Origin of the sequence: Marinobacter azerbaijanicus (genome assembly GCF_030250645.1) — a bacterium.
GTDB classification, from domain to species: Bacteria; Pseudomonadota; Gammaproteobacteria; order Pseudomonadales; family Oleiphilaceae; genus Marinobacter; species Marinobacter azerbaijanicus.
On record NZ_JASSVS010000007.1, the window covers coordinates 51,372 to 66,922 of the forward strand.

13 protein-coding genes and 1 tRNA gene are annotated in these 15,551 nt (G+C 55.9%); 8 read left to right on the top strand and 6 right to left on the bottom strand.

Annotated elements, in window-relative coordinates:
• Positions 1 to 33 precede the first annotated feature (33 nt).
• From QPM17_RS14425 to QPM17_RS14440, 4 genes are all read left to right on the top strand, one after another.
• Positions 34 to 1,032: an AAA family ATPase gene (locus QPM17_RS14425; protein WP_285391517.1), complete on the top strand. Its 999-nt coding sequence runs from the start codon at positions 34 to 36 to the stop codon at positions 1,030 to 1,032.
• 15 nt (positions 1,033 to 1,047) lie between these two features.
• On the top strand, positions 1,048 to 3,546 hold the full coding sequence (locus tag QPM17_RS14430) for a S8 family peptidase (RefSeq protein ID WP_285391518.1): 2,499 nt from the start codon (positions 1,048 to 1,050) through the stop codon (positions 3,544 to 3,546).
• A 152-nt stretch (positions 3,547 to 3,698) separates the two neighbouring features.
• Positions 3,699 to 5,186 (top strand): type I restriction-modification system subunit M, encoded by a 1,488-nt coding sequence (locus QPM17_RS14435; RefSeq protein WP_285391519.1) that lies wholly within the window; start codon positions 3,699 to 3,701, stop codon positions 5,184 to 5,186.
• Between the two features lie 268 nt (positions 5,187 to 5,454).
• Positions 5,455 to 6,596, top strand: a protein-coding gene (locus QPM17_RS14440) for an IS3 family transposase (protein ID WP_285391521.1) whose coding sequence is annotated in 2 segments (ribosomal slippage) — positions 5,455 to 5,716 and positions 5,716 to 6,596 — 1,143 coding nt in all. Because the reading frame shifts where the segments join, the coding sequence is not laid out codon by codon here.
• A gap of 231 nt (positions 6,597 to 6,827) precedes the next feature.
• On the opposite strand, the gene QPM17_RS14445 is transcribed toward QPM17_RS14440, so the two are convergent.
• The 6 genes from QPM17_RS14445 to QPM17_RS14470 form a co-directional block, all read right to left on the bottom strand.
• A tRNA-Arg gene (locus tag QPM17_RS14445) sits at positions 6,828 to 6,904 on the bottom strand.
• Positions 6,905 to 7,112: 208 nt separating this feature from the next.
• The gene (locus tag QPM17_RS14450; protein WP_285391522.1) at positions 7,113 to 8,957 is read right to left on the bottom strand and encodes a protein kinase domain-containing protein; all 1,845 of its coding nucleotides are present in this window, start codon (positions 8,955 to 8,957) and stop codon (positions 7,113 to 7,115) included.
• Between the two features lie 9 nt (positions 8,958 to 8,966).
• A complete protein-coding gene (locus tag QPM17_RS14455) occupies positions 8,967 to 10,571 on the bottom strand; it encodes a dihydrolipoyllysine-residue acetyltransferase (RefSeq protein ID WP_285391523.1) in 1,605 nt (534 codons plus the stop codon).
• A gap of 26 nt (positions 10,572 to 10,597) precedes the next feature.
• Positions 10,598 to 11,575, bottom strand: a complete 978-nt coding sequence (locus QPM17_RS14460) for an alpha-ketoacid dehydrogenase subunit beta (protein WP_285391524.1) — start codon at positions 11,573 to 11,575, stop codon at positions 10,598 to 10,600.
• Positions 11,572 to 12,774 (bottom strand): thiamine pyrophosphate-dependent dehydrogenase E1 component subunit alpha, encoded by a 1,203-nt coding sequence (locus QPM17_RS14465; protein ID WP_285391525.1) that lies wholly within the window; start codon positions 12,772 to 12,774, stop codon positions 11,572 to 11,574. Before QPM17_RS14465 ends, QPM17_RS14460 begins: the two co-directional genes overlap by 4 nt.
• A gap of 171 nt (positions 12,775 to 12,945) precedes the next feature.
• Positions 12,946 to 13,488, bottom strand: coding sequence for a YaeQ family protein (locus tag QPM17_RS14470; RefSeq protein WP_285391526.1), 543 nt, complete (start codon positions 13,486 to 13,488; stop codon positions 12,946 to 12,948).
• Between the two features lie 68 nt (positions 13,489 to 13,556).
• Between QPM17_RS14470 and QPM17_RS14475 the strand changes: the two genes are divergently transcribed.
• The 4 genes from QPM17_RS14475 to bfr all read left to right on the top strand — a co-directional run bounded on the left by QPM17_RS14475 (position 13,557) and on the right by bfr (position 15,546).
• Positions 13,557 to 13,916 (top strand): CidA/LrgA family protein, encoded by a 360-nt coding sequence (locus tag QPM17_RS14475; protein WP_285391527.1) that lies wholly within the window; start codon positions 13,557 to 13,559, stop codon positions 13,914 to 13,916.
• A complete protein-coding gene (locus tag QPM17_RS14480) occupies positions 13,909 to 14,640 on the top strand; it encodes an LrgB family protein (RefSeq protein WP_285391528.1) in 732 nt (243 codons plus the stop codon). The genes QPM17_RS14475 and QPM17_RS14480 overlap by 8 nt, the downstream gene beginning before the upstream one ends.
• Before the next feature lie 107 nt (positions 14,641 to 14,747).
• Positions 14,748 to 14,954 carry a bacterioferritin-associated ferredoxin gene (locus tag QPM17_RS14485; protein WP_285391530.1) on the top strand — a complete coding sequence of 69 codons (207 nt, stop codon included), beginning with the start codon at positions 14,748 to 14,750 and terminating at the stop codon, positions 14,952 to 14,954.
• Between the two features lie 115 nt (positions 14,955 to 15,069).
• The gene (gene bfr, locus QPM17_RS14490; RefSeq protein WP_285391531.1) at positions 15,070 to 15,546 is read left to right on the top strand and encodes a bacterioferritin; all 477 of its coding nucleotides are present in this window, start codon (positions 15,070 to 15,072) and stop codon (positions 15,544 to 15,546) included.
• Positions 15,547 to 15,551: the final 5 nt, after the last annotated feature.

Here is a 15,551-nt window from a genome sequence, read left to right on the forward strand (position 1 = left end):
GTACAATAGTGCTCCGATAAGAGGTGCTATCTAATGGCCAGTGCAGATCAAGTCAAAGCGTTACTCCGATCCCATCTGGAGGGTGACGACACCCGCTTCTATTCCATTGCGATGCAGGTGGCGGCCCGCGAGGCCAAGATGGGCCACGGAAAGCTCGCCGAGGAACTTCGCGCCCTGATCGATCAGGCTAAGGCCCGCCGGGTTACGTCCTCGGACGGCCAAGCCGTGCCCATAGGCAAGCCGCGCGGTGAGTTGGCCAATCTGTTAACGGTCAGCTATCCGAAAAATCGTCTGGTAGACATGGTGTTGGCGGATGATCTGGAGCAACAGCTTGAGCGCATTATTCGGGAACAGCGTCATGCGGCTGAAATTCTGTCTCACGGTCTACAACCAAGGCGTAAATTACTTCTGGTTGGCCCCCCAGGAACGGGTAAAACCATGACAGCATCAGTGCTGGCCGGCGAGTTAGGCCTGCCGTTGTTTGAGGTGCGCCTGGATGGGTTGATGACTAAGTTTATGGGTGAAACCGCAGCAAAGCTTCGGCAGATTTTCGAGGCAACCCAGCAGGCGCGAGGTGTTTACTTCTTCGATGAGTTTGATGCCATCGGCTCACAGCGTGGGCTGACCAATGATGTGGGCGAAGTCCGGCGAATTCTGAACAGCTTTCTTCAGATGATCGAGCAGGATCAATCCCAAAGCCTGATTCTTGGCGCCACAAACCATCCTGAAATTCTGGATAACGCGCTTTTTCGCCGGTTTGATGATTTGTTGCACTATGAGCTGCCCGATGAGAAGCATATCTCCAGTGTTTTAAAGGCCCGGCTACAGCCTAAGGCCGTGAAAAGCATCTCCTGGAAAAGGCTGGCATCAAAGGCTGTTGGCTTGAGTTATGCGGAGCTCACCAGGGCGGCGGATGAAGTGTTGAAGACCGCGCTGATTGACCGTAAAAACCAGATTTCTGAAAAAGATGTTTGCCTGTCTCTTGAAGAACGTAGGAGCCTATCGAATAGGCTGGGTGGTGAAAGCTTTTAAAAATAAGGATGTTGCATGCCGGTAAACGAGGGGAATAACCGCCCACATTTCATTTTGCAGAATAATGGTAAGTCAGAAAGCTTTACTTCTCCTGGTCAGGGAGGAGGCGGAGTACCCGTACCGAGTCGTGACCGTCAGGCTCATGGCAATGTCTTGCTGGGTAAACTTCAGAGTCTTCACCCAACCATCGCAGATGCCGTTGAACAACAACACCGTGCTGGTATAGAGGAAGGTGTCGGTTTACAGATCGAGTTCGAAGGTTTTCCTGATGTTGAGCTGGCTTTTGAGTCTTTGGCGCGTGAAAGGTCAGGCATTGAATTACGAAATGTCAGATATGAAGAAGATAGGGTGTTCGCCACTGTTTTCGTGCCGGAGGGTAAGCTGGAAGTCTTTGAAAAGCTTGTTGCTGATTATCTGGATGAATCAAAAGACACAAAAAATGGACCAAAAAGCAGTAATTTGCTCAATACAATTGCGGAGATCCGAGCAGCTACTTTGCAGGCGTTATGGACCGATACGCCTGAGGCCATGCCGACATCTGATGAAGATTATCTCTGGTGGGAAGTCTGGCTTCCCGTGCGTAAAAATCGTCAGGCCGTAATCAGTCAGTTCCGGGAAATGGCTGCTGGGTTGCGCTTTAAAGTTGCCTCGGGAGAACTCTATTTCCCCGAGAGAACTGTTTTGCTGGTCTTTGGTTCAGTGGAACAAATGAAACGCTCGATTATGACCCTCAATATGATCGCCGAGTTGAGACGGGCCAAGGAAACCGCCGACTTTTTTGATTCATTGCCGCCACCTGAACAAGTGGAGTGGGCGAGCGAGTTGAATGAGAGGTTAACTTTGCCGGGTGAGGATACGGAGGCTCCTCACATTTGTCTGTTTGATACCGGAGTGAACAATGGTCACCCGCTGCTTGCCAGGGCATTATCAAACGCTGACACGCACAGTGTAGAACCCGGCTGGGGCTTAAACGATCACGATGGGCACGGGACAGGCATGGCCGGAATTGCCTTGATGGGTAATCTCACGGATGCCTTGGAGAGTAATCAATCTCTTGTTGTCAAACACAGGCTCGAGTCTGTGAAGTTGATTCCGGTAGACGGAGCCAATGGCGGTGACCCGGAGCATCATGGCTATCTAACAGCAGAAGCAGTTGCGCGCCCGACTATCAGCGCAGCGAGGCGTAAACGTGTTTTTAGTATGGCCATTACCGCTGAAGATAACCGGGATCGTGGTCGCCCGTCGGCCTGGTCTGCGACGCTAGATCGGCTGGCCTGCGATGCCGATGAGCAAGGCGAGACACCAAGGTTGTTCGTTGTCTCTGCCGGAAACATTCAGGATCCAAACGCCTGGATGGAATACCCAAATAGTAATTCAACCGATGCGATTCATGATCCGGCACAAGCATGGAATGTGCTCACTGTTGGCGCTATGACCCACCTTGTTAACATTACCGAGGGGGATGCCAGCGACTACGAGCCGATTGCTGAGTTGGGCGCCCTCAGTCCGTTTAGCACCACGTCTCAATCCTGGCAGCCGCACTGGCCACTGAAGCCCGACGTCGTTTTTGAAGGTGGAAATGCCGCAAAGGATGGGCTTGGTGCGGCATGGATGCCAAGCCTGAGTTTGCTGACCACGAACGCTCAGGTCAATGAACGGATTTTTACCACAACCAATGCAACAAGCGCCGCATCAGCTTTGGCGGCCAGGATGGCGGCGCAGTTAATGGCTGAATATCCGGAGCTTCGCCCCGAGACGATTCGCGGTCTGATTGTGCATTCTGCCGAATGGACAGGTGGCATGAAACGAATGTTTCTGCCAGTTCGTGGTAAACCGACCAAAACACAGGTGGCCAGCCTGGTGAGACATTGTGGGTTTGGCGAACCTGATTTGGCCAGAGCGTTGTGGAGTATCGATAATTCGTTAACGATGGTTTCCGAGGAGACACTTCATCCGTTCAAGCGGAAAAAAGGGAGCGACCCGCAACTCAGGGACATGAATTTGCATCGTCTACCGTGGCCACTTGCGGAGCTTGAGGCTTTGGGCGAAACAGAAGTTGAAATGAGAGTGACCCTTTCGTATTTCATCGAGCCCAACCCCTCCGCACGTGGCGTAACCTCTCGTTACCGGTATGAATCCCACGGCCTGCGCTTTGATGTGAAGCGTCCGCTGGAGAGCGACGATGATTTCAGGGCCCGGATCAATGTCGCCGCAAGGGAAGCCGAAGAATATTCGAGCTCGGGCCAAAGCGATTCTGCCTGGTTGCTTGGCAAGAGCAATCGCCATAGAGGTTCACTTCATTCTGATACATGGAAAGGCAGCGCCGCTGAGTTGGCTAGCAGAGGTGTGATTGCGGTTTATCCTGCCCTTGGCTGGTGGAAAACCAGGCCCGCATTGGGCCGCTACAATCAAGCAGTGAAGTACTCACTGGTGGTGTCTATCAGGGCACCGGAAAGTGATGTTGATTTATATACCCCAATTGCTAATCAGATCGGTGTGCCGATAGTTGTATAGCAATGATCCGGCGGTTGATCACTCACGTTGCCAATAGAGTCAGCGAACACGTAAATAATCCAAGTAGGGTTCAAGCAGGGCCTAAGTAAGAATCCGGCATACCGACTCACTGAATCAGGCAGGCACGTGCCTGCCGCCAAGGAACATCATTAATGAATACCTCGTCTATCGTTTCCCGTGTCTGGAGCTTCTGTACCACACTGCGCGACGACGGTGTGGGTTACGGCGACTATCTGGAACAGCTGACCTATCTCATCTTCCTGAAAATGGCGGACGAGTACGGTAAACCGCCCTATAACCGTGATGTCGGCATTCCGCAGAAATACAGCTGGCAGGTTCTTACCAGTAAGAAGGGGGCAGAGCTGGAGGTTCTCTATATTGAGCTGCTACGAGAGCTGGGGAAGCATAGCGGTATGCTGGGGCAGATTTTCACCAAGGCTCAAAACAAGATTCAGGACCCGGCCAAGCTTTACCGGCTGATTGATATGATCGATAGCACCCAATGGGTGATGATGGGGTCCGATATAAAAGGGGATATCTACGAGGGGCTGTTGGAGCGCAATGCGGAAGACACGAAATCCGGTGCGGGCCAGTATTTCACGCCACGGCCACTGATTCGCGCCATGGTTGAGTGTTTGCGACCGGAGCCGGGTAAAACCATTGCTGACCCTTCCTGTGGCACCGGAGGCTTTTTCTTGGCGGCCTATGACTTTCTCACCAACCCGGAAAACTTCCAGCTCGATAAAGATCAAAAGCAGTTTTTAAAACACAATACGTTTTTGGGTAATGAAATCGTCGCAAATACCCGTCGTTTGTGCCTGATGAACATGTTTCTGCACAACATCGGAGAGATCGACGGCGATAGTCTGGTTTCCCCGAACGATGCGCTCGTCGCAGCAAGCCCCGTCAATGTGGATTACGTGCTAGCGAATCCGCCTTTCGGGAAGAAAAGCTCCATGAGTTTTACCAATGAGGAAGGCGAGCAGGAAACCGATGAACTGACCTATAACCGTCAGGACTTCTGGGCAACCACGTCAAATAAGCAGCTCAACTTTGTTCAACACATCCGCAGTATGCTTAAAACCACCGGCAAGGCGGCTGTAGTTGTGCCCGATAACGTACTGTTTGAGGGCGGTGCCGGTGAAACCATTCGCAGGAAACTTCTGGATAACACCACGCTGCATACCATTCTGCGTTTGCCCACGGGGATCTTCTATGCTCAGGGCGTGAAAGCGAACATTCTGTTTTTCGATAATCAGCCCGCTAGTCCCGATGCCTGGACGAAAGAAGTCTGGTTCTATGACTACCGCACCAACATCCACCACACCCTCAAGAAAAAGCCCATGCGATATGAGGATATGGCTGACTTTATCAAATGCTATAACCCACAGAATCCCAGAAAGAGAGTGGAAACCTGGCATCCGGAAAACAATCCGGACGGCCGCTGGCGCAAATATGATTATGAAGAGTTGGTCGCACGGGATAGAGCCAGCCTGGATATTTTCTGGTTGAAGGACAAAAGTCTGACTGACTTGGATAACCTGCCGGAACCAGATGATCTTGCTGAGGAGATAATTGAAAATCTGGAAGCTGGATTAAACAGCTTCAGAGAGGTTCTCAGCGGGCTTTCGAAAGCATAAACATTGAGCGGTAGACTGATAGGAATCAAGGGCTCTGTTAGGTCTGGGTGATTGCATGTGACCTTCGAGGCGGTGAGAGACCGATCGCTTTCGACTGTTTTCTGTGTCCAAGTCATTATTTTTTGGTTTCAGTGCAAAGGTCACAACTCTCAAGCTGAGAAAAATGTGCCAAAAGGTGTGGACACACCATGTGACCCTGACCCAGAATTCTTAACCGTTTAAAACTGGAAAATCCGGCATGATAGACCCTTGAACAGGAGATCATGCCATGAAGCGATCCCGTTACACCGAAGAGCAGATAGCGTTCGCCCTGAAGCAGGCGGAGTTGGGGACGCCGGTCCCGGAAGTGTGCCGGAAAATGGGCATTTCTGACGCCACGTTTTACACCTGGCGCAAGAAATTCGGCGGACTAGGGCCTTCCGAACTCAGACGCTTGAAGCAACTGGAGGAGGAAAACCAGCGCCTGAAACGGGTGGTGGCGGATCTGAGCCTGGACAAGGCCATGCTTCAGGATGTGCTGTCAAAAAAGATCTGAGACCGCCTCGCAAGCGTCAGCTGGTCGATGATCTCCAGAAGCGATTCGGAGTCAGTCAGCGGCAGGCTTGTGCGGTCTTGGGACTCTCCAGAGCCTCCTATCACTACAAGTCGGTGGCTCGTGACGCCTCTCAGCTATCGATGCGGATCCGGGAGATCACCCAGGTGCGGATCCACTATGGCTACCGTCGTGTTCACGTGTTGTTGCAGCGTGAGGGATGGCAGGACAACCACAAACGCGTGTACCGGCTGTACCGGGAACAAGGCCTGTCGCTGCGCCTGAAACGGCCCAGGCGGAATAAGGCTGCGAAGAATCGGCAGCCAGTGTCTCAGGGCGAGTTTCCCAATCACATCTGGGGCATGGATTTTGTATCGGATGCCCTGTTTGACGGCCGCCGGCTGCGGTTGCTGACCATCATTGACCTGTTCACTAGGGAGTGCCTTGGCATCATCGTCGGACAGAGCCTGAAAGGCGAAGACGTCAAAGAAGCACTGACGCGGATCGCACGTTTCCGGGGCAATCCGAAAATACTGAAAGCGGACAACGGCTCCGAATTCGCCGGCAAGGTCATGGACCGGTGGGCCTATGAGAGACAGATAGAAATCGATTTCTCTCGGCCCGGCAAGCCCACGGACAATGCGACGGTGGAGTCATTCAACGGCAGACTCCGCCAGGAATGCCTGAACGAGAATTGGTTCCTGTCACTGGCTGATGCCGAGCAGAAGATTGAGACCTGGAGAACGTTCTATAATCAAGTCAGACCCCACTCCGCATTGGGGTGGTCGACACCCTCTGACTACGCCCGAAAACACGCTGTTTCAGGTCATCTGGAACCGCAATTAGAGCCGGATTTTTCTGACAATGAGCGGTACTGAAACGGGGTCAGGGTCAGTAACGGACATTACTAGGGAGCAGTTGGATTAAAGACTGGGGGCAGGTCACATGGACACAATTTGGACACAGGCTCGAATTCGTGTGCCAAACGGCACAATTTCAGACGCTGGGCAGCGGTCATCGCGTAGTTTGAAATTAGACTGGAAGAAATTTGCGAGAGTGTGGGGCTTTCAAAAGGCTGGAGCATCTAACTTGCTGAAATGCCGATGAAATGGCCCGCCCGAGAGGATTCGAACCTCTGACCTCCGCCTCCGGAGGGCGGCGCTCTATCCAGCTGAGCTACGGGCGGTTTTCAACAAAATTGGCATGTTTGACCGTTGCCTTCGGTTCCGGACTTTTTCAGTGACCCTTGCCTCCGGAGGGCAGCGCTCTATCCAGCTGAGCTACGGGCGGTTGTCGGAATCAATGCGATGACATCAATTTCGAGTGCGCAATCTTACGTGTGATGGGGTGTTCTGTCCAGTCCTCTTGGCGCCCGTTTAGCACAGTTAAAGGGTTCAGGCGGAATCGGCTTCGGCTCTGGGGTTCCGGGGGTAGTACCGTTCTGGCAGACGCTCGATGTGGGGGAAGAAACGGGTGTCCTTGTAGGGCATTTTCATGAAGCCGGAAACGCCCAGCCCGGTGATCTGATCGACCGAGGAGAGAATTTCGTCCAGCAGGCGGGAGAATTCGCCTTCCCGCGCGGGGTCCAGCAGTCGGTAGTGGCTGTGGATCTTGAGGTGGCGGGGCAGGGCTTCGAAGATGATCATGCCGGTGTGGTGGATGTCATTGAGGGACTCCAGTGCATTGATGATGGTCTGAGGCAGTACCAGGAACTCTTCCGGGTCGGGACCGTCTTCGAAGTAGGAATGCACCCGGGATTCGTCTTCCACCTCCGGCGCCGCGCTCACCTCATAACGCAATCGCATGTCGGGGTCCGGCACGAAGGGCTGGTCCGGTTCGTCGCGGTCGATGTGCAGGGTGTTGCGGGCGTTGAACAGGCAGCTCTTGAAGATGCCCTGGCGGTAGATGGCCTGGGCCAGGTAGACCATGTTGTTGACGGCCCTCACGAAGGCGGTCTTCAGGCTGGGATCATGCAGGTTCAGGGAGGTATCGATATAGACGCCGTCGGTCTCCCAGCGCACGGCCAGACCACCCTCGACGGGGTAGCGTCCCAGCCGGCTGACGCTGGCCAGGAAGGCTTTTTCCGTTTCCCCCATGCCCTGCATGAAGTTCTTGTAGTAACGGTCCAGCTGCACGTCGTTGACGTCGTTGAGGGTCTCCGGCGCTCCCTCCTGCCTCAGGAAGGATTTTCGTGAGCTGTATACAACGGTGTCGATCTCGTGGTCCGAGGCTCGTGTCCAGACCGGCACCAGAGGGTTCACCGGTGGCTCTGGCAGATCGATCATCACCGTGCGGGCCATTCTTGGCATTTCACTCAGATAGTAGTCGCCGGCCTTTTGGCGGGTTTCCGGGTCCGGTGCCAGCATGCCATCCAGCATTCGGGCGAACTCCATGGGCAGGCCCAGGGAAGTGGCCGGAATCGCCTGGTGCCCGAAGCGGCACGACTGGCCTGATGCCAGCGCGTAGAGAGTGCCTGCCGCGCCCTGTTCATCAAAGCGGGGAGACGACAGGCCGCCGTTCAGCTGTTCTTCGCCGATGAAGTACACATCGCCCAGTCTGGCGTTGGTCTGCTGAAGGTTGTCGGACATCAGTTCCATGACATTGCTGGTAATGAACTGCTGGTTGGCGTCGAGTTGCGCGAACACCGACGAACCCCAGTCGATCAGGGCAATGTTTTCGGTGCTGGCGTCGAACACCAGGTTGGAGGGTTTGATATCGCCGTGCACGATGGGGCGCCCGGCAGGGCCGTTCTCGCGGCGCAGATTACGCAGGATATCCGCAAGCTGGTCGGCGATTCGCATCACCACTCTTGGCTTCAGGCGGCCCTCACGCAGGGAGACTTCTTCCAGGTTGAGGCCGGCGGCCCGCTCCATCACCAGGATGGGCTGGTTGTGCGCCCGCTGATAGGCGATCAGCCGCGGTACCCTGGGGTGGCGGACCTGCTCGAGGATGTAGGCTTCGTCTTCCAGCCGGTCCTGCAGGTGTTGTGGAAGGTTGATGCGGGTGAACTTGAAGACGTGCTCGGGGCCGGTGTTGTCGGGGTTTGGAAGACGGCCTGCGAACACAAATCCGTAGGCGCCCTTGCCGATCAGTTCGATATCCAGGTAACCCAGTTGGCGGAGCTGGGCGGCGCAGAGCGCCACCCAGTCCTTGAGCTTCTTGGCATCATCATGGCTGAGCAGGTAGATTGACTGCTCTTCAGGAATGTAGAACTGCTGGAGCTGTGTCTTCTCCGCCATGATGCCCCGTCAGCCCAGATGCAGCAGCATCGATTGTGGCGATTCCAGATAGCCTTTCCAGCGATTGCAGAAACGCGCAATGGTACCGCCATCGATGATGCGATGATCTCCCGCCCAGCTTATGGTCATGATGGCCCGCTCCACAACCTGCCCATTGGCGTCAAAGCGCGGCAGTTTCTGGGTGCGGCCGAGGGCCACAATCGCCACTTCCGGTGCATTGATAATGGGTGCGGCATAGGTGCCACCCAGTGCGCCAATGTTGGAGATGGTGATGGTGCCGCCCTTGAGATCCTCCTGGCTTACCCGGCCGGAGCGGGCTGCCTCGGTGAGGCGCGCCACTTCGTCGGCAATGCCCAGCAGGGTCAGGTTCTCAACGCCCTTGACGTTGGGAACCATCAGCCCCGCTTTGCCGTCCACGGCCATGCCGATATTGCAGTTGGGCTGGTAATGAATCTCCGTGACATCGTCGTTGATGCGGCTGTTGAGTATCGGAAATTCCTGAACCGCCAGGGCCATGGCCTTCATGATGAATGGCATCAGTGTCAGCCGTGAGCCCCGTGCCTCCGCCTCTGGCTTGAGCTGCTCACGCAGACGCAGAAGCTCAGTGACGTCAATATCTTCGCTGTAATTGAAGTGAGGTATCGTGGTGGCTGACGTGACCATGCTGCGGGCCATTGCGGCTTTCATACCCCTGATCGGCTCAACCCTTACTTCCTGCTCACGCTCCGGCATTCTGCGTCCGCTGCCCTGACTTGCCTGCGGCGATTCGTCAGCGCGCTCCTGGCTTTGGGCTGACACAGTCGGCTTGTCGAGGTGAGCGAGCACATCGGCCTTCAGTACACGGCCGTCCTTGCCGGAACCGGCGATATCCGCCAGGTTCAGGTTGTGCTCCCGCACCAGGCGGCGCACGGCGGGACTGGCGGGAATCCGCTGCCGCTTTCCGGTTGCAACCGGTTTTGCGGTGGCAGGAGAGGGTTCCGAAGCCGGCTTTGATGTAGCTTTTGCCTCGGTGGGCTCGTCCCGGTCGCGGGGAACAAACGCAAACAGCGGGGAGTGTACCCGGGCCATCTCCTGCTGCTTGTGGTAAAGCTTCGTGACGCGACCAGCCTTGGGCGCGGTAATCTCCACCATGGCCTTGTCCGTCATTACATCGACTACTGGCTGGTCTTCCTCGATCTCGTCACCCTCGGCGACGCGCCATTCCACCACTTCACACTCAACGATGCCTTCGCCGATATCGGGGAGGATAAAGTCTTCGGTCTCATCGTCATTGGCTGTGGTGGTGCCAGAGGTTTCCTGTACAGGGGCTGCTTCCTTGGCGTCAGTCTCGGCTTCAGCGGGCTGAGCCTGCGGCTTCTCGTCTGGTTCGGCGTCGCCACCTTCCTCTACCAGTTCGAACAGCGGAGCGTGAACCTTCGCGATGTCGCCTTCCTTATGATAGAGGCGGGTCACCCGGCCCTTGTAGGGTGCTGGAATTTCCACCAGCGCCTTGTCGGTCATTACCTCGGCGACCGGCTGGTCTTCTTCGATGATGTCCCCTTCGCTGACCAGCCACTTGACCAGTTCGCACTCCACGATACCTTCGCCGATATCGGGCAGTATAAAATCACTCATGATTGCTCTCCTGTCCTGATATCAACCTAGAATTCCACGCTCGACCTGATGGCCTCATAGACCTTCAGGTGATTGGGCAGGTGCTCTTTTTCCAGCACCAGCGGGAAGGGAGTGTCCATCCCGGTCACCCGCGCGATCGGGGACTCCAGGTACAGGAAACAGCGCTCCTGTATCGTCGCCGCAATTTCACCGGCGAATCCGCCGGTCAGCGGGGCTTCGTGGGTAACCACCAGGCGCCCGGTCTTGAACACCGAGTTGGCCACGGTTTCCACATCCCACGGCAGGATGGTTCTCAGGTCGATGACTTCACAGGAAATGCCTTCTTTTTCCGCCATTTCGACGGCGTGTTCAATCACTTCCATTTGCGCACCCCAGCCCAGCACAGTGACATCCGTGCCTTCCTTGAGTACCTCGGCTTCGCCCAGTGGCAGCCGATAGTCTTCGTCCGGCACGTCGCCCACGGAGGCGCGGTACAGCCGTTTGGGCTCGAAGAACAGAGTCGGATTCTGGTCGTGGATGGCGGCCAGAAGCAGGCCCTTGGCCTGGTGCGGGTTACGTGGCACCACGATCTTGAGGCCCGGAGTGTGGGCAAAATAGGCTTCCGGTGACTGCGAGTGATAGAGCCCACCGGCAATGCCGCCACCATAAGGGGCGCGAATGGTGAGCCCGCCCACATTGAACAGGTTGCCGGAGCGGTAACGGAACTTGGCCGACTCGTTCACGATCTGGTCAAAGGCCGGGAAGATGTAATCGGCAAACTGTATCTCGGCGACCGGCACGGAACCCTGGGCCGCGAGGCCGTTGGCGAAGCCGATGATGCCCTGTTCCACCAGTGGCGTGTTGAAACAGCGGGCCTTGCCGTACTTTTGTTGCAGGTTGCTGGTGGCGCGGAATACGCCGCCGAAAACACCCACATCCTCACCGAAACACAGCACCCGCTCGTTGGCAGCCATGGCGGTATCGAGAGCATTGTTGATGGCCTGAAGCATGTTCATATGTGTCATCTCAGGCCTCCCTCTTTGCTTGTTTGCTTAGCATGTTCGGCACTCTTCGGGTACGCGTCCGGGTGCCGCCGGATATGCGCCTTGAGCTTGTCGAACTGCTCGGCCAGAGCCGGCGGCACTTCGTCATAGACGTCGCTCACCAGGGTATCAAGCGCAGGTGGTGGCCGTTTCTGCGCTCGTTTCATGGTCTCGAGAACCTCGCGGCGCATGTTTTCCTGCAACTGTTTCTCATCGTCTTCGGTCCACCACTTCTTGCGCTCGAGCCAGAGCCGCATCCGCAGGATCGGATCTTTCTCACGCCAAACGGCTTCCTCGTCCTTGCTGCGATAGCCGGACGGGTCGTCGGAGGAGGAGTGGGCTGCCAGGCGATAGCTCATGGCTTCAATCAATACCGGGCGATTGTGCTCCACTGCCAGGCTACGGGCCGCTTTGGTGGCCTCGTGCATGGCTAGGATGTCGTTACCATCGACACGGATCACGTCCATCTTGTAGCCGTAGGCCCGGGGCGCCACACCATCAGCGGCGAACTGCTCGGCGGCCGGCGTGGAAATGGCGTAGCCGTTGTTGCGGCATAGGAAAATGACCGGCACACGGTGGACGGCGGCCATGTTCAGGGCCGCGTGGAAGTCACCTTCCGAGGCAGCGCCTTCGCCGAAATAGGTGACGGTGCAGTGACCCTCGCCTGCCATTTTCTGGCCGTAGGCGTAGCCTGTGGCCTGGGGAATCTGCGTGGCCAGGGGCGATGAGATGGTCATGTAGTTCAGCTTGCTGGAACCATAGTGAACGGGCATCTGGCGCCCTTTGCCATAGTCCAGTTCGTTGCCGAACAGCTGGTTCATGAACTCATCGATGGTGAAGCCGCGGTAGACCAGGGAGCCCTGTTCCCGATACTGCGCCATGATCATGTCGCCGTCATCCAGTGCGGCGGTACTGCCGATAACGGCGGCTTCCTCACCGGTGCACTGCATGTAGAAGCTCAGGCGTCCCTGACGCTGGGCGGCGAGCATGCGTTCATCAAGAATCCGGGTGGTTACCATTGCCCGATAGATGCGCAGGGCTTTTTCTTTATCGAGCTCGGGGGCCTTGGCGCCCTTATAGAGCGAGCCGTCCTGCTTCAGTAACTTGAAGGTGGGAATACGGAATTCCGCACCGTCGGTAAAAACCGGAGAATAAACAACTTTGGCTTTTGTTGTTGTCATAATCCTCTTCCTGGGGTAGTGGCCTGAGGAACAAAACACCCCTTGTGAGGGTGTCGATGTTTTTTTGAGTATAGCCAATCTCACAGAACCTGGTGCGGCCCCGTTCAATATCGGCTAAAGTTTACCTTAACGTAAACTGTATCATTCTGGTAGACCTGAAAAGGTGATTTTTTATTCAGGGTAGAGCGGTTCCGGCGTCAGGGTGACGAGCGTTTGGTCGTTACCAATATTCACTGTCCCGTCCTGGATAGTGCATTGCAGGTTCATGCTGCGTTCTGCCAGGTTGGCAAGCGGCTCGGTGGCCTCCGGCGGCAGGTTAATGATGGTGAGGTTATTGAAGCGGGTCAGTTTGCCCTGGTGTTTTTCCCACCACAGCGGCACGGCGCGGCCGCCATAGGTATACAGAATCACCTGGTCCGCCCGGTTGCAGGCTTTACGCAGGCGGCTCTCGTCCGGCAGGCCCAGTTCGATCCACAGCTCAATTTCGTCGCTCAGGCTTTTCTGCCACAGGTCCGGTTCGTCGTCGGTGCTGATGCCCTTGGTGAATTCAAGGCTCTCACCGGCGTTCAGTATGAACGCCAGCAGGCGTATCATCATGCGCTCGTCAGTCTCCGACGGGTGGCGGGCGACGGTGAGGTGGTGGTCGGCATAATAATGCCGGTCCATGTCCGCTATGTTCAGCGTTGCCTTGAAGATGGTTGCCTTGAGAGCCATTGGGCGTCCTGCGTTGGTGTGGCCGGGATGCTAGTGTAGATCAAATACTCCGCAGAGAAACAATTCCCATGTCGATGTTGTACGGTTTTCTGGTGTTGACGGTGTTCTTTATCGCCGGTGAGGCTGTCCGGGTGCTACTGGCTTTGCCGGTGAGCGGCGGAGTTATCGGAATGATATTGCTTACCCTGTTGCTGATGGGGAAGGGGACCATCAGTGACAGCCTGGCGGGAGCCAGCCAGGCGCTGATTTCGGTACTGGTGCTGCTGATTATGCCGGGGGTGGTGGGGGTGTTTTTTGTTGTCGGGGAGTTTGCAGGGCAATGGTTGGCGATTGGTGTTGCCTTGGGCGTAGGCACCCTGCTGAGCGTGCTCACAACCCTATGGCTGATGAAGCGTTTCGGTGGCAGGGAGGTTGGTGGCCATGAGTGATCTGCCCGGCCGCTTCGAGGAACTGCTCGGCCTTCTTTCCACCAGCCCGGTGTTGGCGATTGTACTGACGTTGGGAGCATTTTTCGCCGGTAATCGCCTTTTCAGGATGTTGAAGCAACCGGTGTGGTTACCGCCGATCCTGATTTCAGCCATGCTGGTCAGCGGGATGATTGTGATTCTGACCATGGAATACGCAGAATATCGCGAAGGCTCGCAATGGCTCTCTGTGCTGCTGGGCCCGGCGACGGTGGCGCTGGGTGTGCCCCTGTACCAGCAGATGCATCATATCCGGGCGTTGTGGCGCCCCATCCTGTTCACCTTGCCGGTGGCGGCTACCCTGGCTGCAGTCTACGCCGTGGTGATCGCCGCCGCGCTGGGGGCTTCACCGGAAGTGCTGGCGTCGCTGGCGCCGAAGTCGGTGACGGCACCTATCGCCATCGGTATCACCGAGCAACTGGGCGGCTCCGTGTCCCTGATGATGGGCGGGCTGCTGATTACCGGCATGTTGGCTACGCTTTTTGTGGATCTGATCGCCCGCTGGTTCTCTATTACTGACCAGCGCATTCTCGGTTTTGCCCTGGGATTGAACGGCCATGCCCTGGGCACCGCCAGGGCATTTGAGCTGGGCCCCACTGCCGGGGCCTTTGCTTCCCTGGGAATGGGGCTGACGGGTATTTTTACCGCCCTGATACTGCCACTGGCGTTCCGCCTCACAGGCATCTGAAGGCTATGGAAACAATTAATTGCACAAAAAACGCTCGCAGGGGTTGCAAAGCCGCATGCAAATGACAATAATTATCAGTACCTTTCATTGGTCCGGTGAGAACCCGTATGTACGTATGTCTTTGCCATGGTGTAACCGACAGAGAAATCCGCGAAGCCGCTGACAGTGGCGTCAGTTCCATGCGCCAGCTTGGTAAGGAGCTCGGCGTGGGTACGCAATGTGGTCGCTGTGCCTGTACTGCGCGAGAAATACTGCGTGAGAGCCGTGCCCCGGATTATATGGCCATGGCAAACCTGCTTGCCCAGCCAGCCTGAGCGCCCTGCAATTCATCTGCTTTCCATTTGCGACCTTTTCACAGGTGTGATTTTTTATCGCGGATAAACCGTCTATCCTAGTGGGTTAAGGTAATCACTAAAAAGGATTCGGGTTATGAAAGGCGACAAAAAGGTCATCCAGTACCTCAACAAGGCTCTTGCAAGCGAGCTGACTGCCATCAACCAGTATTTCCTGCATGCCCGGATGTACAAGGACTGGGGCATCACCAAGCTGGCGGAAAAAGAGTACGAAGAGTCAATCGATGAGATGAAACACGCTGATCAGTTGATTGAGCGTATTCTGTTTCTCGAGGGATTGCCCAACCTGCAGGACCTGAACAAGCTACTGATTGGCGAAAACGTGGAGGAAATGCTCCAGTGCGACCTGAAGCTTGAACGGGCAGGTCACGCCGAATATGTGGAAGCCATTGCCTATTGTGACCAGATCAAGGACTACGGCTCACGGGAACTGTTCAGGCGTATTCTGGAAAGCGAAGAGGAGCACATTGACTGGCTGGAAACCCAGCTGGATATGATCTCCAGGATGGGCATCCAGAATTACATACAGCTTCAGTCTTCCGGAGGGGAGTAAACACC